This window comes from Campylobacter sp. RM16188 (assembly GCF_012978795.1).
Lineage (GTDB): Bacteria > Campylobacterota > Campylobacteria > Campylobacterales > Campylobacteraceae > Campylobacter_A > Campylobacter_A canis.
Window position 1 is genome coordinate 50393 of sequence record NZ_LIWQ01000010.1, and the last position, 20664, is coordinate 71056.

Here is a 20664-nt window from a genome sequence, read left to right on the forward strand (position 1 = left end):
AATTCACTCAACAAATTTAAAAAACGTGTCCGAATGAATATTTTCAAACGCCGATTTTAACGAAACGAAAAATTTTGGATTTTCACTCTCTAAATTTGCCAGCATCGCTTTAGTTTCGGCTCTTGCGCGAGGCGATTTGCCACCGTAAGCTTTAGCAGGACAGCTCTCCTCTTCGTTCATTATCGGAAGCTCGTTTTTAATCGCACAATCGCGAATTTGACGCTCGCGCACAAGTATAAGAGGTCTAATGATATCAAGTCCGTTTTCAGCCTTATATCTTGGAGCCAAAGTCCTAAGTGCGCCGTTATAAGTAAAATTCATGAAAAAACTCTCTGCTGCGTCATCAAGATGATGCGCAATGGCGATTTTATTAAAGCCGTTTTCAAGAGCATAAGTATAGAGATAGCCCCTACGCATACGACTGCAAAAGCTGCAAAATGTCGTATTTTCACGAATTTTTTCTCTACCGAATTCAAAAATTTGCGTGTCAATGACTTTGTAAGGAATTTCATGCAGTTTAAAATGCTCTTTTATAGGCTCAAGATTTTCGCCTATCCCGTAAGTTACAGTAACGGCTTCAAACTGCCAATTCAGTGGACTTACCAAGCAAAAATGCTTAAGCAGATGAGCAAGTGTCATGCTATCCTTGCCACCGCTTAGGGCGAGTAAAATTTTATCGCCCTCTTCAAACATCTTGTATTTCGCATTTGTCTGACCGACTATGCGAAGGAGCTTTTTACTAAGCTCTATCATAACTCCTCAACCATAGCCAGCACAAAATCCGCACTTACGTCAGCAGAGCTTTGCAAAAACTCATCAAAGTCAAATTCCGCACCGCCGCCCGCTTCATCGCTGATCGCACGAAGGATAAAAAACGGCACATCAAGGCTTTCGCAAACCAAAGCCACGCTAGCGCCTTCCATTTCAGTCGCATCGGCTTTAAAAGTAGTCTTTATCCACTCTTTACGCTCGCCGCTGCAAACAAACTGATCGCCTGTAGCTATAACACCTTCGAGCAAATTTATGCCTTTTGCTTTGGCGATTTTGGCTGCAAGAGCGTTTAAATTCGCGTCACTTTTTACAAAGATACTAGTACCGGGCACATAGCCGTAAGGATGACCAAACGCGGTGATATCAAGGTCATGCTGTACAAGTGAGCTGGCATAGAGCATGTCGCCTATCTTTAAATTTTCATTCAGCGCGCCGGCAACTCCCGTAAAAAGAAGCTTAGTAGCGCCAAATTTCTCAATCATCACGGTAGCGGTCAAGGCTGCATTTACCTTGCCTATCTTTGAATAAGCTATAACCAGCTCTTTGCCTTTAAAATTTGCCAGATAAAACGTATTGTTTGCGTGCTTAACCTCTTTATAATCGCCCAAAACCTTTAAAAGCGGAGCGATCTCCTCTTGCATAGCCCCTAAAATCGCTATCATTTACTCTCCAAAATATTTATAATCTCATCTAAGCTTTTCATATCCGTAATCGAGTATGTCGGCTTGTCTGTTATCTTTTTGTTTATACCTTTTAGTACGCTTGAGCCAAATTCGATGAAAATTTCAACCTCATCTTTGAAATTTTCGATACTTTGCTTATAAAGCACAGGTTTAACCAGCTGATCTTTAAGCAAATCAAGAGCTTCGTCTTTACTACTGTAAGCCTTAGCCGTAACGTTTGAAATGACATTGGTAAAATTTGGCTTTAAAGCGGCTTGCAAATAAGAAACCAATCCCTCGCTAGCGCTTTTTAGAATCGGACAGTGGCTAACTACTGACATATTAAGAGGCATAACTCGCTTTGCGCCTGCTTCTTTAAATGCGTTTTCAAATTTAGCCAAATCCTCTCTAAGCCCTGCCACGACGATCTGCCCGTCGCAGTTGTAGTTGGCTGCGTAAATTTGAAAGCCATCTTTTTGCCCGTTAGCGCAAATTTCTTCCACAACTTCATCTTTTAATCCTAAAATAACAGTCATTGAAACGTCTTTGCCCGCACAAGCTTCCTGCATGAGTTTGCCGCGAATATTTACAAGCTTAATCGCATCCACATAATCAAAAGCACCATTTACAGCTAGTGCGCTAAATTCTCCAAGCGAGTGACCGAGACTAAATTTAGACTGTAAATTTAAACGCGAAGAAAAGGCCAAATAGCACATAAGCGAGTTTAAAACTATGGCAGGCTGAGTAAATTCGCTTTTGCTTAAAAGTTCATTTTCACAAAAAAGCAAATTTGCAAAATCTATCTTAAGCGTATCGCTTGCATTTTGCAAAAGCTCTTTTGCACAGCTAAAATTTTCATAAATTTCTTTGCCCATCCCGGTGGCTTGAGAGCCTTGTCCCGGGAATATAAAAGCTGCTTTCACTACTATTTCTTAATGATGTTTTCCGCAGCAACCGCCACCATGCTCATCGTGATGAGCTCCGCCGCAGCACTCATCGTCCTCATGATGGTGACCGTGACCGCCGCAGCAACCGCCTTCGCCGTGATCGTGGTCATGATGTCCGCCTCCGCAGCAACCGCCACTTTTTTTACCGTGACTTCCGCAACCGCAAGCATGCGCTTGAGCTACGACTCCCGTTGCGATCTCATCCTCCGTAGCATCTCTTACTTCGGTAACTTCAACATTAAACTCAAGATCTTTGCCCGCATAAGGATGGTTAAAATCAACCGTAACGTCATCCTCTCCGATTTTAGACACGATTACGCGAACGTTTGAGCCGTCTTCGCCTTGACCGAAAAGCTCCATGCCTTCTTTTAGCTCAATTCCTGCAAATTGCTCTTTCGGTAAGGTTTGAAGCGCTTTTTCATCATATAAGCCGCAAGCTTCGGCAGCTTCAATAACGATATTTTTTCTATCGCCTGCTTTAAGAACACTAACTTCTTCTTCTAATTTCGGGATGATATGTCCGCGTCCTGTCAAAAATGAAATTTGACTTCCTGTTTGCATGTTTGATTCTAAAATTTCGCCTGTTTTTGCATCTTTTAGCTCATAAAACATAGATATAACTTGATCTTTCACATTTTCTCCTACAAATGAAATAAATGTGATTATACCTGAATTTTATTAATCTAAATTGACTTATCTATCAGGCGAAGCTTTAGCTTCCTTGCTCTCAGGATATCCTAGTTTAAGAGCTTTGTAGAAACGATTTGCGCTCGCAGTATCGCCGATCTTATCAAAGCTGATTGCGGTATGATACAGTAACTTTGGAGTGTAATCAGCCTTATCGTAAAGCGATATGCTTTGCTGATAGTATTTTATAGCGTTATTGTAGGCTTTTTGTTGGTATGAAATTTCGCCAAGGTAGAAATTTGCAGCTGCGGGCTTATGGTTTTTAGTTATCAAAAACTCATACCTATCTTTTGCGTCCTCAAGTTTGCCTGCATCAAACATCTTCTTTGCGTCTGTAGCGACATCTTGAATTTTTTGTTTAGTAAAGTCTGATTTACTAGAAGAGCCGGCTGAATCTTTACTTTCGCTTGATTGCTCTTTTTCAGCACTCTTTGAGCCGGTTTTACTAAGCTCAGATTTTGAGACATAGTTTGAATTTATTTTGTCTATAAGAGCACTGAGATCTTTTAAAGCTTTTGTTATTTTTTGATTGTTAGCTTCTTGTATTTTGCGACTCTCTTCAACGTATTGTCTAAGAGATTCCAAGCTAACGCCTTCACCGCCTTCCTCGCCTACTACTTTACCTTGAAGTTCATCTAAGCGTTTTTCGACTTTAGTTATGCGAGAATTCATCCCGTCCATGATGCTTTGAATTCCTTCTATTCGCTCTTGAGCACCGCTTAGAGTTGATTCTACATCATTCATATTTCTACTTAAATTTTCGACTTTTTGTTTATTTTTAAGCAGAGCCTTTTCACCGTCGGTTAAACCATAAGGATTTGAACTATCTAAATTTCCGGCATCAAATACCGAAATTTCAGCAGAGTAAGCAAGAGCGGCCCCCATAAAAAGAGCCGCTAAATTTTTAAAATTTGTCATAATTGATTATGGAAGCACTTTAAATTCAGCACGTCTGTTTTGCGCGTCGCAAGCTTTTGTTTTGTCTGAGCACACAGGATTGCTCTCGCCGTAGCTTACAACCATAATTCTATCGGCTGAAACACCTTGTTTTACAAGAGCGTCTTTAGTAGCTTTAGCTCTTTTTAGACCAAGAGCGTAGTTATACTCGTCTGTTCCCCATTCGTCGCAGTTACCTTCTACTTTGATAGTTAGGCTTTGAGCTTCTGATTGGTTAAACAAACTTGCATTTGTATTTACGACCGGTTGCATATCGCTTTTGATATTAAATTTATCAAAATCGAAATACACAGTCTTTACTTGCCCTTCTATCGCAGATAGTAACTGTTGCAATCTATCACTAGAGCTCATCATAGTATCAGTAGATGAACCCATCATACCCATGTTTTGATTTGAGTCTGCGCTCATATCTACTTCAGGGTTTTTAGAGCTACAACCGCTCATGAATAGCGCTGCAACAACAGCGGAAGCTAAAACTACTTTTTTCATATTAATCCTTTTACAAAAATTTCGGTGATTATATCATAAATTTTAAAATAAACTTTAACGAACCTACCAATCAATTGATTGAATTTTTCCTATTTTTAACGGAAATTGAAAACTTTTATTTTCATTGACACGAATTATACCAAGAGAACTCTGCCCGCCAAGCTCTTTGATAAACACTACACTTTGTCCGTCACTTGAAAATCTCGGATACAAATTCTTTCCGCTTGCAGTAAGTTGTCTTATATATTCTGTCTTTGTTGAGATAAGATAGATATTAAAGTCTCTGGTTCCAAATTCGCTCTTGGCGTCTTCTCTGCTTGAATAAACTACATAGTTTTGATATGCGCTTACGGAGTTGTTGTTTTTACCGTGATATACCATCTGTTCAACCGCTCCGCCATTTACGTTTTGAGAAAATATATTTGGATATCCTAATCTATCCGATACGAAAACAACCTTACTATCGTGATCGACAAAATTTCCGTTTACATCAATACCGCTGTAGTTTGTTATCTGCTTAAGCTTTTTTGAATTTAGATCATAGATGTAGATATCGGGCTGATCTTGTGGAGCCATAGTAAGAAGTAGCTTATCCCCGCTCTCGCTTACATCAGAAGCCACAAGCATACCGCCTGAAGTCTCTAAAATTTTAATTTTTTTGCCTGTTGCCAGCTCAAATTTATAAAGCACTAGCTTTGTGCCGCTGTAGTCAGAGTAGTAAAACGCACTTTGATCGGCTCCCGACCATTTAGGAAATATATTTAATCCGCCGCGAACAATTACTTTCTGATATGTTAGAGTATAGTCGGCCACTACGATTTCGCTTTGTTTTGAGCCTGTTCCTTTGGCAAATACGATAAATTTCTCCATCCAATTTACAGGAGGCATTTTTAGCTCATTTACAAGCTCGACTATAGCTTTATGCGCCAAAAACGGAAATTTGGCTCCGTCGTCCATAGTGTAAGCACGCTCGTATTGTGCAGTAGCGGTTTTGGCATTTATCAGCTTTACTTTGAGTCTAAGCGGAGTTGAAGGAGAGCCTTCAAGTGCGTATCTAAAAATCAGTTGCGCGCCCTTTTCGCTCATCACGTTTGTGTTTGAATCCCCTTCGTAGCTGCTTTGGATGTATTCATCAAGCACTTCAAAATCAGAACTTACCTTTAAATCTCCAAGCATGATCTTGTGAAATCTGCTTTTAAACGCTTGATCGCTAACCATAGTCGTCGCATCTTGCAAAACGATTTTAGGAAGCGCAAGTCCTTTATTTACGATGGCTATCGTTGCATCTGCAGCAAATAAGCCGATAGCTAGGCTTAGTAATAATACAATCTTTTTCATCTATCCTCCGTTGTTTAATTTTCTATTTTATCCAATAATGTTGTTTCAAAAACAAATGGTCTTCCTAATTGAGAAGGCGGAAATTTTTCAAATGTCATCTTTTGCAAAAATTCTCTTACCTTATCGTTAAATTCACTGTTATATGACAGCTGTTTTATATTGTAACTAAAATTTCCGTTGACATCTATACTAATCTCAACTTTAGCATTATCATTAGAATCAGCCTTATATGCCGTCCATTTTGTCTCTAAAATCCTACTTATTTCTCCAGCATAAGGATTGTACTCGCCAGTCCTTTGCGATTTTGGTGTCTTGGCTACCTTATCAAGCTGTAAAGAATTTATCACATCACTTGCGGCTTTTGCCTCTTTTTTTGCCTCTTTTTTTTCAGGTTTTATCCTGCTTTGATCTTTTGGCGTCTCTTTTTTCTTAACCACCTTATCCTCTTTTAGCTTTGAAGTGTCGATGTCTTTAAAGAGATCTTTTAAATTTGGCTCTTCTTTCTCTACAGGCTTTGGTTCAGGTACCGCTTCAGGGACTACTTCAGGCTCTACAGGCTTATTTGTAGTATCGGGCTTTGACTCCTCTTTTGGCTGTTCAACCTTTTTTTCAGGCTCTTCACTCTTTATAACTTCTTCTTTTTTTTCAGGTGCTTTTACTACTATATCAGGTTCACGCTCCACTATAGTAATATCCATAAAAGCATCTTTTGTATCTGTATATCTCTTTGCCTCTTGCTCAAAATAAGTAAGCTTGACGAAAATTCCGACTATCATACAAATATAAAGAACAAAAGAGAGTATAAAATAATTAAAAGTATTAAAATTTGGCTTTAAAATTTTATCCATTAGTTTGAAGTGCCACCTTTGTAAATCCGGCATTTTTAATGCTTTTTAAAACAAACATAACATCATCATAAATCAAATTTTTATCCGCCTTTATATAAACCGGCGAATTTTTATCATATTTTGCACCAAGCAAGACGATATTATCGGGAAGCTCTTGCAGACTCATAGTGCTTTGATCTATCCTTACTTTTCTTTGCGCATCAACGATTACCATGAGATCCTTTTGCATAGCGGTCGATGACTTGGTCTTTGAGCCGTCAGGAAGCACTATCTGTTCTTCATAGATAATCGCAGGAGTAGTCACCATAAGGATAGCTAAAAGCACGAGCATAATATCAACCAGAGGAGTGATATTTAGCTCAGGAGTCTCTTCAAGATTTATCATTAAAATTCTTCTTTGCTTGCTATGAGTATGTCGGCTTCTCGCCTGATTGTACTCATAAGTTCGTAAGCTTTTCTTTTAATTAACAAGTTAAATGTATATGCCGGTATCGCTACGAAAATTCCAGCTCCCGTTGCAACCAAAGCCTCACTGATAGCAGGAGCGATTACACCAAGGGATGAGTTGCCGCCTTGCCCAAGCTGTGAAAACGTCTCAAGGATAGAGACAACAGTTCCAAAAAGTCCTATAAACGGGGAAGTAGAAGCGATGATAGCAAGCCAAGTAACTCCGCTTGTAGCGTTCTTTTCGGCTATGCTGATGCAAATTCCAAGCTTTTCTTTGTTTATTCTGCCTGAAGCGCATTTTTTAAGAGCCGAGTCGTTGCTAAGGGTTTTAGCACCCATAAGCAAAGACTCAAGCGAGGCATTTTCTCTTCTTTGCCAAAGACCAAGCCCCACCATACGAGAAAATAGTATGGTAAAGCTCATTATCAGATACAAAGAGAGCCAACTAAGTACAAAAATAGTTATAAAACTACTTCTTGATACGTAGTTTAAAAATATATCAAGCCCAGCCACTATTTTACTTTCGCTCTAGCCATGCTGTCTAGCTTTGATACTGTCGATGCAAAGGCATTTGTATCGCTACTCATACTTTGGATCAACTCTTTGGCTTTTTCTAGAGAGTTTGCTATCTCTCCTTCTGAATTTCCGGAGACATATACGGCTCCGTCGGCAAGCACTACAGCCTTGCCTTCGTCGATTTTGACATAACCCCAATTTATCGCCACTACATCGTGGTTTTTATCTTCATCTTCAATGTCAATAAGTCCGGCTTTTAGCAAAGATATCAAAGATGCGTGTCCCGGAAGGACGCCAAATTCGCCCTCTGTACCCGGAAGCACCACGCTCTTAACATCATTTGAAAAAACTAGACCTTCAGGCGTTACAATCTCTAAATGCAATTTATTCATTAAGATTCCTTTAAATTTTAGCCTTTAAGTTTTTCAGCTTTTTGCATTACCTCGTCGATATTACCTACCATATAAAACGCGGCTTCAGGAAGATCGTCATATTTGCCGTCTAAAATTCCCTTAAATCCGGCGATGTTTTCTTCTAGGCTTACATATTTTCCAGGGCTTCCCGTAAAGACTTCCGCAACGAAGAATGGTTGAGATAAAAATCTCTCTATCTTTCTTGCTCTATCAACAGTTACCTTATCTTCTTCACTAAGCTCGTCCATACCAAGGATCGCGATGATATCTTGAAGGTCTTTATATTTTTGCAAAACAGCCTGAACACCACGCGCAACTCTATAGTGATCTTGTCCTAAAATTTGGGGATCAAGCATACGTGAAGTTGAGTCAAGCGGGTCAACCGCAGGATAAATTCCCTTCTCTGCAATAGCACGGTTAAGAACCGTTGTAGCATCAAGGTGAGCAAAAACTGTCGCAGGAGCAGGGTCTGTAAGGTCGTCAGCTGGAACGTAAACAGCCTGAACAGATGTGATCGATCCTTTTTTGGTTGATGTAATTCTCTCTTGGAATTTACCCATCTCGCTTGCAAGTGTAGGCTGATAACCAACCGCCGAAGGGATACGTCCAAGAAGTGCTGACATCTCTGCACCTGATTGAGAAAATCTAAAGATGTTATCAATAAACATAAGAACGTCAAGTCCCATCTCGTCACGGAAATATTCAGCCATAGTAAGACCTGTTAGCGCGATTCTGTTTCTTGCCCCCGGCGGTTCGTTCATCTGGCCATAGCATAAGGCAACTTTATCCAAAACGTTGGATTCTTTCATCTCGTGATAAAGGTCGTTTCCTTCACGAGTTCTCTCGCCAACGCCTGCAAATACGGAATAACCGCTGTGCTTAAACGCAACGTTATGGATAAGCTCCATAATAATAACCGTCTTACCAACGCCGGCACCACCGAATAGTCCTACCTTGCCGCCCTTTGCATAAGGAGCAAGAAGGTCGACTACCTTGATACCTGTTTCAAAAATTTCGCTTTTTGTGCTTTGCTCTTCAAATGCAGGAGGATCGCGGTGGATAGACCATTTTTTATCAAAATCTACGTTTTCGCCCTCATCGATAAGATCGCCGATAACGTTAAAAATTCTACCCAAAACTTTCTCGCCAACAGGAACAGTTATAGGTGCTCCAAGCGCAACAGCCTCAAGACCACGAGTTAGACCCTCGCTCATATCCATAGCGATGGTTCTTACGCGGTTATCTCCAAGGTGAGCTGCAACTTCAAGAACTAGCTTGTTTTGCTTGCCTTCCACTTCATAATTTACTTCGATAGCTTCATTTATCTTTGGCAAATAGTCATTGAAATCGACATCGACCACAGGGCCCATTATCTGACTAATAACACCTTTCATTCATTCTCCTTTTTATTATTTCATTGATTCAACGCCACTGATAATCTCGATAAGCTCAGTGGTAATAGACTCTTGTCTAGCTTTGTTATAAGCTAAATTTAACTGACGAACACGCTCTTTTGCATTATTTGTCGCATTATCCATCGCTTGCATTCTGGCACTATGCTCAGCCGCAAGAGAATCTACAAGCGCATAATACATGCTGTATTCGAAGTATTTTTCAAGTAACTCGTCTAAAATTTTGTTGTCGTTTTCAGGCTCAAATTCCATCAAAGAATTTGTCTCTACTTCAACCATCTTAGGCGGTTCAACGGGCACAACGTCATTTATGCGAATTTCTTGAGAAATCATATTTTTATAGCCGTTATGAACAAGAATTACCTTATCCGTAACTCCGTTTACAAAGTCATTTACCGCATCTTTTATGACGTTTTGAGCTTTTTCATAAGTTGGCGATGAGCTAACTCCGACATAAGTCTGAAGCAGATCAATACCTTGGAAGTTGAAAAACTCAATGCCTTTTTTGCCGACGGCTCTAAGTCTAATTTTTACTTTTTTGGCTTTAAATTCATTTATCATTCTTCTTACGGTTTTGATAGTTTGGATATTAAAACCACCACAAAGTCCCTTATCAGCGGTAACAAATATGATATCAACCTTCTCTACATTCTCCTTAATGTCAAAGAATTTACTCTCCGCATTTACCGAGCGATACTGGTTGATCTTATAAGCTATCTCCGATAAAACTTCATTGATCTTAAGCGCATACACTCTTGACTGGCGGGCGGCCTCTTCTGCCTTTCTAAGTTTGGCAGTAGAAACCAGCTTCATCGCGCGAGTCGTCTTTTGAGTGTTTTGGACGCTCTTGATCTTTCGTTTTATATCTTTTAAATTTGACATATTTTAGCCTTAATTAACAGCAAATGTCGCTTTAAAATCTTTCAGCGCTTTATGTAAAAGCTCTTCAATCTCTTTATCAAGCACTTTTTTAGTTCTAATTTGTTCAAAAATTTCAGGATATTTCGCCTCTATATATGGATATAGTTCAGACTCAAATTTTGTAACATTTAAAGTAACTATATCATCAAGATAACCCTTCGCTCCGGCAAAGATTAGCACTACTTGGTTCTCAACAGGAAGCGGGCTATAAGGAGGTTGTTTTAGAACTTCAACCATTCTTTGACCGCGCTCAAGCTGCTTTCTTGAACTCTCGTCAAGATCGCTTGCAAACTGAGCAAACGCTTGAAGCTCGCGGTATTGCGCAAGGTCAAGTCTTAAGTTACCTGAAACTTGCTTAATAGCTTTAATCTGAGCAGCACCGCCGACACGAGAAACTGAAAGACCAACGTTAATCGCAGGGCGGATACCTGAGTTAAATAGATCCGACTCAAGGAAAATTTGACCGTCCGTAATAGAAATAACGTTTGTCGGAATATACGCAGAAACGTCACCGGCTTGAGTCTCGATGATAGGAAGCGCAGTAAGCGATCCGCCACCTAGCTTGTCATTTAGCTTACTTGCGCGCTCAAGAAGTCTTGAGTGAAGATAGAAAACATCGCCTGGATATGCTTCACGACCTGGAGGGCGGCGAAGGATAAGCGACATCTCGCGGTATGCTACGGCGTGTTTTGAAAGGTCATCATAAATGATTAGCGCGTGACGTGAATTATCACGGAAATATTCACCCATAGTTACACCCGCATAAGGAGCAAGATACTGAAGCGCAGCCGCGTCAGAAGCACCTGCATTTACAACTATCGTATAATCCATAGCGCCGTATTCTTCAAGCTTTTTAACAACTTGTGCAACAGTTGATTGTTTTTGTCCGATAGCTACGTAGATACAAACGACGTCTTGACCTCTTTGGTTGATAATAGTATCTATAGCAACCGTTGTTTTACCTGTTTGGCGGTCACCGATGATAAGCTCGCGCTGTCCACGGCCGATCGGCACAAGTGCGTCTATAGCTTTGATACCTGTTTGAAGTGGCTCATGAACTGATTTTCTAGCCATAATACCTTTTGCTTTTTCTTCAACAAATCTTGTTTCGCTCGCGTCAATCGGACCTTTTGCATCAATCGGCTCGCCAAGAGAGTTTACAACGCGTCCGATAAGCGCGTCACCGACAGGAACACGAAGAAGTTTTCCAAGGCGTTTTACAGAACTTCCTTCTTTAATGTTGTCAGTTTTACCAAGGATAACTATACCGACACTGCTCTCTTCAAGGTTAAGAGCCATACCCTTTTCGCCACTTTCAAACTCAACCATCTCACCGGCCATAACATTTTTCAGTCCGTAAACATTAGCAACACCATCAGCTACTGAGATAACCTTGCCAGTCTCTTCAACATCAACGTTTAGATCGAAATTTTCGATTCTTTCCTTGATGATAGCGCTAATTTCATCTGCTTTTATTTTTGCACTCACGCTTTTTCTCCTTTTAAATTGCTTTTAATATATATTCAGTCATTTGGGCTTTGAGTCTGTCAATAGAAAAACTCGCTTCCACACCCAAATCGTCCAACTCGATTTTTATACCGTTATAATCACTCTTTATGGCTTCAAGCATAATTTTTGCATCAAATCTCTTTGAAAAACTCTTCTCAAGTTCCTCGATTTGAGTTGCGCTGATATCAAAATTGCCATAAATTTTACCGCGATACACATTATCTATGCGAGCTTTTTGAGCCATTAGCTCAGCTACGATCGCAGGCAAAAGTTCAAGACGCTTGTTTTCTCCAAGCAGCTTGATAAAATTCGTAAATTTAGTATCTGTTTCATCAATAAGCGATAAAATAAATTTCACTTTTTCGCAACTTTTAACATTGGGCGAGATTATAATATTCCTAAATTTATGAATTTTAAACGCATTTGCAATAACATTTAAGCTGTCTATAAATTTCTCAAGCTCGCTTTTGCTTAGCTCAGCCATCAGAGCTTTGACATATTTTTTTGCTATTAACTCTTTCATCAGCCAACCTTCTTAAGCACGATATTAACAAGTTCGTTTTGATCTATTTTCATACTATCGCTTGCGAAAATTTCATTCAAAACTTCTCCAACCACGACTTTCGTCATGCGTCTTCTTTCGAATTCTTTCTGCTCTTCAAAGCTCTTTTCCATATTCAAAAGCTCTTGGTTAGTTTCGTTTTTGATTTTTTCAGATAGTATCATTGCCTCTTTTTTAGAAGTTTCAACAAGACTAATCGCATTGCTTTTAGCCTCTTCAACTCTTCTTAAGGCGTCGTCTTTTTTGACTTGCGAATCTTTAAGCTTCTTTTGGATGCCGTCAAGTCTATTTGCTATGCTTTGTATTCTAGCTTTATAAGCGTTTTTGATAGGAGTAGCGATGAAATAGTATAAAATTCCAAAGAATAAAACAAAGTTGATAGTTCTTGCTACGATATCATAGCCGTTTCCGCTAGGCTCGCTTGCGGTAAGCAAAAACGGAATAAATAAAACAAGATAAAATTTCTTCATATTTACCCCTTAAATTTTCGCAAGTTTAGTTTTAAGAACATTTTTAAGATCAGGAAGTTTTGCAACCAGATCCGCCTTAAACTCATCTTTTTGAGTTTGTAGATTTTGCATGAATGCCTCATAATCAGCTTCTAAAACAGCGCGTTTCTCGCCGATTATCTTAGCTGCGCTCTCTTTTGCCGCACCCATTGCGTCTTGCTTTATCTTGCCTGCTTCGCTTCTAGCAGCCAAGATAATCTGCTCAATCTCAGCCTCATGAACGCTAAGATCGCTCGTGTTTTTGCTAGCACTCTCTTCGTCATTCCTGATAGCTTCGTTCCTCGCATCGATAAATTTGAGAAGCGGCTTGTAAAGAATGTTGTTTAAAACAAAGATAAGCCCTAGAAAAACAACCGCCGTTAGTAGAACTAATGGCAATTCGATTTCTAACATTAAATCTCCTTATGACAATTATGATTTTATTACTAAAAAACAAAAATCGCACTTATTTTACAATATGTTAGGAAAAAATTAGCTAAATTTTACAGTTAAATTTCAGCTAATTTTGCCTATAAAATTCTCAATATCCGATATATCTTTAAATTCAAGTATCAAATTTCTATTTTTAATTTTTGATTTTATGTGGAGTTTTTCTAGAAGCTCTTTTAAATGATCTAGCTTTTGAGTGTATTTTTCATCGATTTTAAAACCGATTTTTTGCGAGCCTTTGCTTTTGTCTTTTAAATTTTTAACCAAATTTTCAGTTTCGCGAACGCTCAATCTCTGTCCGATTATCGTATCGACAGCCATTTTTTCATCATTTGGCTCAAGTCCTACGATTACTTTGGCATGTCCTTGAGTTATCTTTCCTTCTTTTATGAGATCTTGAGTATGAAGGCTTAAAGACAAAAGCCGCATTGTATTTGTTATCTGAGTTCTACTCTTATGTATGATGTTTGCAAGTCCTTCTTGTGTGATCTTATACTCATCGATAAGCTCTTTATATGAATTTGCAAGCTCGATAGGATTAAGATCTTCTCTTTGGATATTTTCAATAAGCGCAAGTTCTCTTAAATTTTTACTCTCGATATCGGCAACTATGGCTTTTATTTTCTCGGCACCTAAAATTTTAGTCGCTCTAAATCTTCTTTCGCCGGCTATCAGCATATATCCGTCATCTTTTTGTATGACGATTATAGGCTGGATAAGTCCGTGTCTTTTTATTGATTCGCTTAGCTCTTTTAAGGCTGTTTCATCGAAGTGTTTTCGTGGCTGATAAGGGTTTTCGGTTATTAAATTCAGATCAATTTCGGTTACTATATCGCGATTTCCGCCGCTTAACTCGGCCTTATAAGCAAGCTCAACATCTTCAAGTATAGCTCCTAATCCGCGTCCTAAACTACTCTTTTTAGCCATCTTTTATCCTAAGATCGCGTAAGCTAAATTTTGATACGCCTGAGAGCCAGGGGATTTTATATCATAAAGTATCACCGGCTTACCAAAGCTTGGAGACTCGGCAAGCTTTACATTTCTAGGCACGATCACAAAATCCTCACTATCGTCTCTTAGTTTAAACAGCTTGTTTTCAAAATGCTGCTTTAAATTCGCCACAGTTTCTTTTGAAAGGTTGTTTTGAGAGCTGTACATAGTTGGTAAAAAGCCCTTTATGGCAAGCTTTGGATTTATAGTTTTTTTGATTATTTTAACCGTGTTTAAAATTTGCGCCAATCCTTCAAGTGCGTAAAATTCGCATTGTATAGGTATAATCACGCTATCGCTCGCACTTAAAGCGTTTACGGTTATGCTGCCAAGTGCGGGCGGGCTATCGATGATGATAAAATCATACTCGTGTAAAACTTCTGCAATTTTATTTTTAAGGATTAGCTTGTAATCCTTGCTCTGATCGTTAAATTCTTGCTCGATACCTACTAAACCGATGTTTGAAGGAGCTAGAAAAAGTGTAGGAATTTCGGTTTTAAGAACTATCTGAGAAAGCTTCTTGCGCCCTGTTAAAACGTGATAGATATTGTATTCATAGTCATTTCTGCTAAAGCCCATTCCCGTAGTCGCATTTGCCTGAGGATCGATATCTATGAGTAAAACTCTCTTTTCCGCAACCGCCAAAGAAGCCGCCAAATTTACCGCTGTGGTCGTTTTGCCCACACCGCCTTTTTGGTTTGCTATGGTTATTATCTCGCTCATCTTAAAGAATACACCTTTTTTTCATTTACTAAAATAGCTCCATCATCGCAAATTTCTGCGTCTTGCAGCGATACCTCTTGCCCGTCTATATGCGTGATGAATTTTTTTGATTTCTGAAAGTCTAACCTAAATTTGCTAAAAATCTGCTTCCATAAAATCTTTTTTTCTAATAATTCACAAAATCCCCAAACTGCTTGATTTTGACTAATTTGTATATCCAAAATACCCGCATTTTTTGGTGCGCCGACGAGATTTAAGCCCATACCGCAAATATAATTTTCGCTTATCTTTGAAGTAATTGTTCCGCCTATTTTTTTATCTTCTATGTAAAAATCATTGGGCCACTTAATCCAAATTTCAGAGCCTTGCGAAGCTAAAAATTCACGCATAATCATCGAAAAATAAATAGCTATGGAGGCCTCATGCAGATCATTTGGCAAAAAGCTCCTATCCACACAAAAAGAAAAAAACAAATTCCCTCTAAATCCTTGCCACTCGTTATTTCTGCTGCCTATGCCTTTGGTTTGTTCGTTTGCAACGATCATAAAAGGCGGCTTTATCACGCCAGAGTGCACGCCTTCACAGACAAATTCCTGTGTTGACGGGATTGAATCAACAAATTCAACTACCAAAATCAGCTCTTATCATAAAATTTTATCGCCTACTCTAAGGCGTTTGCCGTTTATATAAGAATTTGCATCGACGGCCTTTTTGGCAGGCTCTTGCAAGGAGTAAATTTTAACGGCTCCGCTATTGCACCCCACTACAAAACTATCTTTATAAATGCTTAAAATCTCTCCTGCTTCACCGCTTGAGCCTTCAAATAGCTCCAAAGATAAAATTTTAAGTCCGCTCTCAAGATAAATTCCCGGCCAAGGAGTAAGCGCTCTAAATTTATTATAAATTTCATGCGCATCTTCATTAAAGCTAAAAAGCCCGTCCGTTTTTTGTATCTTTTTACATTCGGTTGCGAGGTTGTCGTCTTGCTTGATAGGGGTTAAATTTTGAAAATTTAAGAGCGTTGCTACTATCAGTTCGCCCGCCATATCGCCAAGTTCGCTAAAAAGTTCTTGCGCCATTTTGTTTTCGCAGTTCGTATAGGCAAAATCAAGCATATCGCCTGTATCAAGCCCTTCGTTCATAAGCATAGCCGTTACTCCGGTTTGCTTTTCACCTGCTAAAATCGCGCTTTGAATAGGACTTGCACCGCGGTATTTCGGTAAAATCGAAGCGTGCAAATTTATACAAGGAGCGATGTCAAGTATGCTTTTAGGCAAAATTTTTCCATACGCCGCCACAACTATAAAATCAGGCTTCAAGTTTAAAATTTGCTCAGCCACCGCTTCATCTCGCAAAGTCTTTGGCTGAAATATCGGCACAGTGGGCAAATTTGCCTCGCTATAAATCTTAACGCTACTAGGAGTTAGTATCTGCTTCCTGCCCACGGGCTTATCAGGCTGTGTGAAAACGGCTACGATATTAAATTTCGGCTCTTTTTTAGCGCCGTCTAAGCTAAGTTGATTGGCGTTAAATTTAACCATAGCGTCTAAAATTTTGACCGCATACTCGGGCGTTCCCATAAAAATTACATTCATATCTCTATCCGTTAGTTTTAATTACATCTTGCGGGCGGTAAATCTTAGCTCCCACAGGCGGGTTTTTGGCCACTTTCAAAACCGCTTGCGCGATCTGCTTTCCGCTCATAGGCCGCATGGACGAAAAGAAGTTTTTAGGTATCAATTTAAACATGGTTATCATGAAATTTTCAAAAACCCTAAATTCCTCTCTCTGCCCCTTGATAAGCGAGGGATGAAATATCATCAAAGAGTCATATCCAAGCTCTTTAACCGCATTTTCAGCCTCGCCTTTTGCTCTAAAATAAAATACGCCGGAATTTACATCGGCCTTAAGCGAAGATATCATTGAAAAGCTCTTCGCGCCTGATAGCTTGCCCCATTTGGCAACTTCTGTCACATACTCTCCGTCCACTTTTAAAAACCGCTCTTTACTTCTGGCTTTTCTTAAAGTCGTGCCGAGTGCGCAGTAAATTTCATCCACATAAAACGGCTTTATCTCGCTTATCTTGTCAAAATCAATCTTTTTTACATCTAGTTTTTCATGTGCAAAATCAAGATCACGCCTTGTCCATACAAAAACCCTCAAATAATCCTTATCCTCGCAAAGCTGCCTTACTATCTCGCGTCCGACGACTCCTGTCGCCCCTACGACTAAGGCTGTTTTATGACCGCTCATATCTTCTCCGTTTCTCTTTTGTATTTTGGAGCCGTAAAATTTCAAAACAATAGCTCTTATTTGTGAGAATTTGGCTTATAAAAAGCAAATTTAAGCACAAAATTTAACCAAACGAACTATTTGAGTTTGTCTTTTTGCAAAAGCTCAAGCAGGTTAAATTTAAGCTCATTTATATTTTCCCCGCTTGCAGACGATATCGGCATAATAAAAAACGGCTTGGCAGCATCAAATTCATATACGTCTTGCTTGTAGCTTAAAAGATCATTTCCAAGCCCAAGACTCTTAATGAAGCCCGAAATTTTATCCACCTCTTCGCAAGCATCAAGCCTAGTAAGTGCGATAGCATAATCCCTGCCGCCAAGCTCGCTTGAAAATTTGCCAACCTCGGCTTTAAGAGTGCCAAACTGCTCTTCAAGGGTTCGGTAGTTTGCAAGATCTAGCATATAAAGTAAAACTTTAGTCCGCTCAATATGCTTTAAAAACTGCACTCCAAGCCCTCTTCCGTCGCTTGCTCCCTCAATAATGCCAGGGATATCGGCCATAACAAAGCCGCTATATTCATCGACTTCTACAAGACCGAGCTTTGGCGTGAGCGTCGTAAATTCATAGTTGGCAATCTGCGGCTTGGCGTTTGAAACGGTTGAAATGAGCGTGCTTTTGCCGACATTTGGAAAGCCTACAAGACCTACATCGGCTATGAGCTTAAGCTCAAGACGAACATTGCAAATTTCTTCCGGAGTGCCTTTTTGAGCGTATTCGGGAGCTTGGTTGGTCGAGCTTTTAAAATGAACGTTACCAAGTCCGCCTTTGCCGCCCTTTAAAAACATCTTGCGCTCACCCTGCTGCGTTAAATCAAGCAAAAGCTCGCCACTATCGGCATCATATACTGCAGTTCCGGGAGGTACTACTAGTTCGAGGTTTTCACCCTTTTTTCCTGTCATCCTGCGACCCATACCGGACTCTCCGTTTTGAGCTTTTAAGGCGCGTTTACCCTTATAGGCTGCCAGCGTGTGAGAGTTGTTATCAACTATAAAATACACATCTCCGCCGTCTCCGCCGTCTCCGCCGTCAGGTCCGCCTAGTATAACGTGCTTTTCTCGACGAAAGCTAACCGCACCTGCTCCGCCGTGCCCCGAACTTAATGTCAAACTTACACTATCTATAAACATAAATTTACCTTAAATTTTTCTTTTCATTATAGCTTTTTGTTGATTAAAATTTGATTTTATGGATATTAAAAAGATAAACAAAAATAGTTTTTTGAACTTTTATTAAAATTATTAGAATTTAGTTGAGAATATAGGAGAGTTAAACTCTCCTAAAAATTTAAGCCGCAGGATAAACGGAAACTTTTTTTCTTTTTTTGTCAAATCTTTCGAATTTAACAAATCCGTCTATCAATGCAAATATAGTGTGATCTTTACCAAGACCTACGTTGCTTCCAGCGTGAGTTGCTGTGCCTCTTTGGCGGATTATGATATTGCCGGCGCGAACAAATTCGCCTCCGAATTTTTTAACGCCTAAGCGGCGACCGATGGAATCTCGGTTATTCTGGGTTGAACCTTGACCTTTTTTGTGTGCCATACTTTATCTCCTTAGGCTTGTATGCTTAAAACTTTAACGCGAGTAAATTGTCTTCTAAAACCGCGTTTTAATTTAGAGTCTTTTCTTCTGCGTTTTTTATAGATGACGACTTTTTTGTCTTTACCTAAATTTACGACCTCTAAGACAACTTTTGCACCCTTAACAAACGGCGCACCTACCTTCACTTCATCTCCGCCAAGAGCTAAAACTTCGTTTATTTCGATGTTTGCTTTTGGCTCGGCTTCAAAGCGATCAAGCTTAAGGTATTCACCTTCGCTCACTCTATACTGCTTTCCGCCGTGTTTTATAATAGCATATTTTGACATTGCTATCCCTTCTTTGGTAAGTTACCAAAAAGCACTTTTAAAAAAGATTTATGGAGCTTTGTTGGTTGTAAGGAGTGGATTATATACTTTTTTTTATAAATTTAAGTTGAATTTAATCAGGAGGATAGCCTCCCGATCATAAATTTTAGTAGTCTAATTCAGGCTTTGAAGTTTTATCTGTCGAAGCAGGAAACATCGGATATTCAACCTTTGGCATAGTTCCTGTTAAGGAATTTAAAAACATTACCATATCGTTAGCTTCTTGCTCGCTTATCTCGATTCCAAGCTGAATGCTACCCATAGCTTTTACCGCATCTTTTAGCGACCAAATAGCGCCGTTATGGAAATAAGGAGCGGTTAGCTCGATGTTTCTAAGTGTAGGAGCCTTTACCATTCCGTTTGCGTCACCTTTAAAATCACCTACATTTGCGAATTCATACTTTGCGGCAACTTCAAACGGCTGAAGAGTTCCGCCCAAATTTACGCCATTATGGCAGGTAGCGCATCCTTTGTCAATGAATACTTTAAGACCTTTTTTCTCGGCTGAATTTAAGGCATTAGCGTCACCCTCTAAAAATTTATCAAATCTTGAAGGGGTTACTAGTGTTCTTTCAAAAATACCGATAGCCGTAGTTACAAGGTCGAAATTTATCTCGCTGTTAAACGCCTTTTTAAACTCATCTACATAAGCGGGGATTGATTTTAGTCTATCTACGACAAGCTCAGGAGTTGAAGCCATTTCAGGCAAAGCCGTCATAGGACCCGCCGCTTGTGCAGCCAAGTGCTCCGCGCGACCGTCCCAAAACTGAACCGAGTTAAAAACGGAGTTATATACGGTAGGTGCGTTTATATGATGAGGGTTTGGAACCCATTTGTGACCTGTTGATGCAGGCACTCCATCAACGCCTCCAAGACCTAAGTTATGACAGGTGTTACAGCTTATGATACCTGATTTTGAAAGGCGAGGATCAAAATAAAGCCTCTTTCCAAGCTCATAAGCGGCTTCTGTCGTAGGATACTGCTTGGAATCCGGCGAAGCATCGTTTATCATCTTTGTAAGAGCTTTAGAATCGCTAGGAATCGCGATAAGACCAGAATCAAGCGCCTCTTTTATCAGACTATCGGCAAAAAGAGAATTCGCCAAAACAACCGAACCTAAAAATAAAATCTTAGATTTCACAACTACTCCTTTAATTTAAAAATTAAAGTGACAATGATAAAACATTTTAAATTAATTTCTAATAAATTTTATTAGTTATAATAAATTATTTTTAAATAATTTTCCTTAAATAAGATAAAATATCTCTTATTACTATTTGAAATTTTGATTTAAAATTTAATTTACGAATTTAAAAATACAAAGCAGTTTTG

Annotated in this window: 26 protein-coding genes; all 26 read right to left on the reverse strand. The window is 39.4% G+C overall.

Translation table 11 applies throughout. The features are described from left to right. Positions 1 to 3: 3 nt before the first annotated feature. The gene (locus tag CDOM16188_RS07210; RefSeq protein WP_172200882.1) at positions 4 to 753 is read right to left on the reverse strand and encodes a tRNA 2-thiocytidine biosynthesis TtcA family protein; all 750 of its coding nucleotides are present in this window, start codon (positions 751 to 753) and stop codon (positions 4 to 6) included. Next, positions 750 to 1433 carry a 5'-methylthioadenosine/adenosylhomocysteine nucleosidase gene (locus CDOM16188_RS07215; RefSeq protein ID WP_172200885.1) on the reverse strand — a complete coding sequence of 228 codons (684 nt, stop codon included), beginning with the start codon at positions 1431 to 1433 and terminating at the stop codon, positions 750 to 752. Before CDOM16188_RS07215 ends, CDOM16188_RS07210 begins: the two co-directional genes overlap by 4 nt. After that, positions 1430 to 2356 carry an ACP S-malonyltransferase gene (gene fabD / locus CDOM16188_RS07220; RefSeq protein WP_172200888.1) on the reverse strand — a complete coding sequence of 309 codons (927 nt, stop codon included), beginning with the start codon at positions 2354 to 2356 and terminating at the stop codon, positions 1430 to 1432. Before fabD ends, CDOM16188_RS07215 begins: the two co-directional genes overlap by 4 nt. 9 nt (positions 2357 to 2365) lie before the next feature. Then, positions 2366 to 3013: a peptidylprolyl isomerase gene (locus tag CDOM16188_RS07225; RefSeq protein WP_172200891.1), complete on the reverse strand. Its 648-nt coding sequence runs from the start codon at positions 3011 to 3013 to the stop codon at positions 2366 to 2368. A 60-nt stretch (positions 3014 to 3073) separates the two neighbouring features. Further along, positions 3074 to 3985 carry a tol-pal system YbgF family protein gene (locus tag CDOM16188_RS07230; RefSeq protein WP_172200894.1) on the reverse strand — a complete coding sequence of 304 codons (912 nt, stop codon included), beginning with the start codon at positions 3983 to 3985 and terminating at the stop codon, positions 3074 to 3076. A gap of 6 nt (positions 3986 to 3991) precedes the next feature. Then, positions 3992 to 4513 carry an OmpA family protein gene (locus CDOM16188_RS07235; RefSeq protein WP_169942757.1) on the reverse strand — a complete coding sequence of 174 codons (522 nt, stop codon included), beginning with the start codon at positions 4511 to 4513 and terminating at the stop codon, positions 3992 to 3994. Between the two features lie 63 nt (positions 4514 to 4576). Next, positions 4577 to 5851, reverse strand: coding sequence for a Tol-Pal system protein TolB (gene tolB, locus CDOM16188_RS07240; RefSeq protein ID WP_172200896.1), 1275 nt, complete (start codon positions 5849 to 5851; stop codon positions 4577 to 4579). A gap of 14 nt (positions 5852 to 5865) precedes the next feature. Then, a complete protein-coding gene (locus CDOM16188_RS07245) occupies positions 5866 to 6699 on the reverse strand; it encodes a TonB C-terminal domain-containing protein (RefSeq protein ID WP_172200898.1) in 834 nt (277 codons plus the stop codon). Continuing rightward, on the reverse strand, positions 6692 to 7084 hold the full coding sequence (locus CDOM16188_RS07250) for a biopolymer transporter ExbD (RefSeq protein WP_169942763.1): 393 nt from the start codon (positions 7082 to 7084) through the stop codon (positions 6692 to 6694). Before CDOM16188_RS07250 ends, CDOM16188_RS07245 begins: the two co-directional genes overlap by 8 nt. After that, positions 7084 to 7659 carry a MotA/TolQ/ExbB proton channel family protein gene (locus CDOM16188_RS07255; RefSeq protein ID WP_172200900.1) on the reverse strand — a complete coding sequence of 192 codons (576 nt, stop codon included), beginning with the start codon at positions 7657 to 7659 and terminating at the stop codon, positions 7084 to 7086. The genes CDOM16188_RS07250 and CDOM16188_RS07255 overlap by 1 nt, the downstream gene beginning before the upstream one ends. Further along, positions 7659 to 8054: an ATP synthase F1 subunit epsilon gene (gene atpC, locus CDOM16188_RS07260; protein ID WP_169942766.1), complete on the reverse strand. Its 396-nt coding sequence runs from the start codon at positions 8052 to 8054 to the stop codon at positions 7659 to 7661. The genes CDOM16188_RS07255 and atpC overlap by 1 nt, the downstream gene beginning before the upstream one ends. A 17-nt stretch (positions 8055 to 8071) precedes the next feature. Beyond that, positions 8072 to 9469: a F0F1 ATP synthase subunit beta gene (gene atpD / locus CDOM16188_RS07265; protein WP_169942768.1), complete on the reverse strand. Its 1398-nt coding sequence runs from the start codon at positions 9467 to 9469 to the stop codon at positions 8072 to 8074. A gap of 15 nt (positions 9470 to 9484) precedes the next feature. After that, positions 9485 to 10369, reverse strand: a complete 885-nt coding sequence (gene atpG / locus CDOM16188_RS07270) for an ATP synthase F1 subunit gamma (RefSeq protein WP_172200902.1) — start codon at positions 10367 to 10369, stop codon at positions 9485 to 9487. Between the two features lie 9 nt (positions 10370 to 10378). After that, positions 10379 to 11896: a F0F1 ATP synthase subunit alpha gene (atpA, locus tag CDOM16188_RS07275; protein ID WP_172200904.1), complete on the reverse strand. Its 1518-nt coding sequence runs from the start codon at positions 11894 to 11896 to the stop codon at positions 10379 to 10381. 13 nt (positions 11897 to 11909) lie between these two features. Next, positions 11910 to 12440, reverse strand: coding sequence for a F0F1 ATP synthase subunit delta (locus CDOM16188_RS07280; protein WP_169942774.1), 531 nt, complete (start codon positions 12438 to 12440; stop codon positions 11910 to 11912). Then, positions 12440 to 12949: a F0F1 ATP synthase subunit B gene (locus tag CDOM16188_RS07285; RefSeq protein WP_172200906.1), complete on the reverse strand. Its 510-nt coding sequence runs from the start codon at positions 12947 to 12949 to the stop codon at positions 12440 to 12442. The genes CDOM16188_RS07280 and CDOM16188_RS07285 overlap by 1 nt, the downstream gene beginning before the upstream one ends. 9 nt (positions 12950 to 12958) lie before the next feature. Further along, positions 12959 to 13381, reverse strand: coding sequence for a FoF1 ATP synthase subunit B' (locus CDOM16188_RS07290; RefSeq protein ID WP_169942778.1), 423 nt, complete (start codon positions 13379 to 13381; stop codon positions 12959 to 12961). 102 nt (positions 13382 to 13483) lie between these two features. Beyond that, positions 13484 to 14344 carry a ParB/RepB/Spo0J family partition protein gene (locus CDOM16188_RS07295; RefSeq protein ID WP_172200908.1) on the reverse strand — a complete coding sequence of 287 codons (861 nt, stop codon included), beginning with the start codon at positions 14342 to 14344 and terminating at the stop codon, positions 13484 to 13486. Positions 14345 to 14347: 3 nt separating this feature from the next. Then, entirely contained in the window at positions 14348 to 15130 is a 783-nt protein-coding gene (locus CDOM16188_RS07300) for a ParA family protein (RefSeq protein ID WP_169973401.1), read from the reverse strand. Beyond that, positions 15127 to 15762, reverse strand: a complete 636-nt coding sequence (locus tag CDOM16188_RS07305; protein WP_172200910.1) for a biotin--[acetyl-CoA-carboxylase] ligase — start codon at positions 15760 to 15762, stop codon at positions 15127 to 15129. Before CDOM16188_RS07305 ends, CDOM16188_RS07300 begins: the two co-directional genes overlap by 4 nt. A gap of 12 nt (positions 15763 to 15774) precedes the next feature. Continuing rightward, positions 15775 to 16725 (reverse strand): methionyl-tRNA formyltransferase, encoded by a 951-nt coding sequence (gene fmt / locus CDOM16188_RS07310; protein WP_172200912.1) that lies wholly within the window; start codon positions 16723 to 16725, stop codon positions 15775 to 15777. Positions 16726 to 16729: 4 nt separating this feature from the next. After that, entirely contained in the window at positions 16730 to 17428 is a 699-nt protein-coding gene (locus CDOM16188_RS07315; protein ID WP_172200914.1) for an NAD(P)H-binding protein, read from the reverse strand. A 71-nt stretch (positions 17429 to 17499) separates the two neighbouring features. After that, complete coding sequence (gene obgE, locus CDOM16188_RS07320; RefSeq protein WP_172200917.1) at positions 17500 to 18552, reverse strand: GTPase ObgE; 1053 nt, start codon at positions 18550 to 18552, stop codon at positions 17500 to 17502. A 157-nt stretch (positions 18553 to 18709) separates the two neighbouring features. Next, a complete protein-coding gene (gene rpmA, locus CDOM16188_RS07325; RefSeq protein WP_169942270.1) occupies positions 18710 to 18967 on the reverse strand; it encodes a 50S ribosomal protein L27 in 258 nt (85 codons plus the stop codon). Positions 18968 to 18978: 11 nt separating this feature from the next. Then, positions 18979 to 19293, reverse strand: coding sequence for a 50S ribosomal protein L21 (gene rplU, locus CDOM16188_RS07330; RefSeq protein WP_169942268.1), 315 nt, complete (start codon positions 19291 to 19293; stop codon positions 18979 to 18981). A 145-nt stretch (positions 19294 to 19438) separates the two neighbouring features. Further along, positions 19439 to 20473, reverse strand: a complete 1035-nt coding sequence (locus tag CDOM16188_RS07335) for a cytochrome-c peroxidase (protein ID WP_172200920.1) — start codon at positions 20471 to 20473, stop codon at positions 19439 to 19441. Between the last annotated feature and the right edge of the window lie 191 nt (positions 20474 to 20664).

Bases quoted from the DNA above. Each gene is read 5' to 3' on its own strand.
- CDOM16188_RS07210 (WP_172200882.1), bottom strand. From the start codon at position 753: ATGATAGAGCTTAGTAAAAAGCTCCTTCGCATAGTCGGTCAGACAAAT.
- CDOM16188_RS07215 (WP_172200885.1), bottom strand. From the start codon at position 1,433: ATGATAGCGATTTTAGGGGCTATGCAAGAGGAGATCGCTCCGCTTTTA.
- CDOM16188_RS07230 (WP_172200894.1), bottom strand. From the start codon at position 3,985: ATGACAAATTTTAAAAATTTAGCGGCTCTTTTTATGGGGGCCGCTCTT.
- CDOM16188_RS07235 (WP_169942757.1), bottom strand. From the start codon at position 4,513: ATGAAAAAAGTAGTTTTAGCTTCCGCTGTTGTTGCAGCGCTATTCATG.
- tolB (WP_172200896.1), bottom strand. From the start codon at position 5,851: ATGAAAAAGATTGTATTATTACTAAGCCTAGCTATCGGCTTATTTGCT.
- CDOM16188_RS07245 (WP_172200898.1), bottom strand. From the start codon at position 6,699: ATGGATAAAATTTTAAAGCCAAATTTTAATACTTTTAATTATTTTATA.
- CDOM16188_RS07250 (WP_169942763.1), bottom strand. From the start codon at position 7,084: ATGATAAATCTTGAAGAGACTCCTGAGCTAAATATCACTCCTCTGGTT.
- atpC (WP_169942766.1), bottom strand. From the start codon at position 8,054: ATGAATAAATTGCATTTAGAGATTGTAACGCCTGAAGGTCTAGTTTTT.
- atpD (WP_169942768.1), bottom strand. From the start codon at position 9,469: ATGAAAGGTGTTATTAGTCAGATAATGGGCCCTGTGGTCGATGTCGAT.
- atpG (WP_172200902.1), bottom strand. From the start codon at position 10,369: ATGTCAAATTTAAAAGATATAAAACGAAAGATCAAGAGCGTCCAAAAC.
- CDOM16188_RS07280 (WP_169942774.1), bottom strand. From the start codon at position 12,440: ATGAAAGAGTTAATAGCAAAAAAATATGTCAAAGCTCTGATGGCTGAG.
- CDOM16188_RS07285 (WP_172200906.1), bottom strand. From the start codon at position 12,949: ATGAAGAAATTTTATCTTGTTTTATTTATTCCGTTTTTGCTTACCGCA.
- CDOM16188_RS07290 (WP_169942778.1), bottom strand. From the start codon at position 13,381: ATGTTAGAAATCGAATTGCCATTAGTTCTACTAACGGCGGTTGTTTTT.
- CDOM16188_RS07295 (WP_172200908.1), bottom strand. From the start codon at position 14,344: ATGGCTAAAAAGAGTAGTTTAGGACGCGGATTAGGAGCTATACTTGAA.
- CDOM16188_RS07300 (WP_169973401.1), bottom strand. From the start codon at position 15,130: ATGAGCGAGATAATAACCATAGCAAACCAAAAAGGCGGTGTGGGCAAA.
- fmt (WP_172200912.1), bottom strand. From the start codon at position 16,725: ATGAATGTAATTTTTATGGGAACGCCCGAGTATGCGGTCAAAATTTTA.
- obgE (WP_172200917.1), bottom strand. From the start codon at position 18,552: ATGTTTATAGATAGTGTAAGTTTGACATTAAGTTCGGGGCACGGCGGA.
- rpmA (WP_169942270.1), bottom strand. From the start codon at position 18,967: ATGGCACACAAAAAAGGTCAAGGTTCAACCCAGAATAACCGAGATTCC.
- rplU (WP_169942268.1), bottom strand. From the start codon at position 19,293: ATGTCAAAATATGCTATTATAAAACACGGCGGAAAGCAGTATAGAGTG.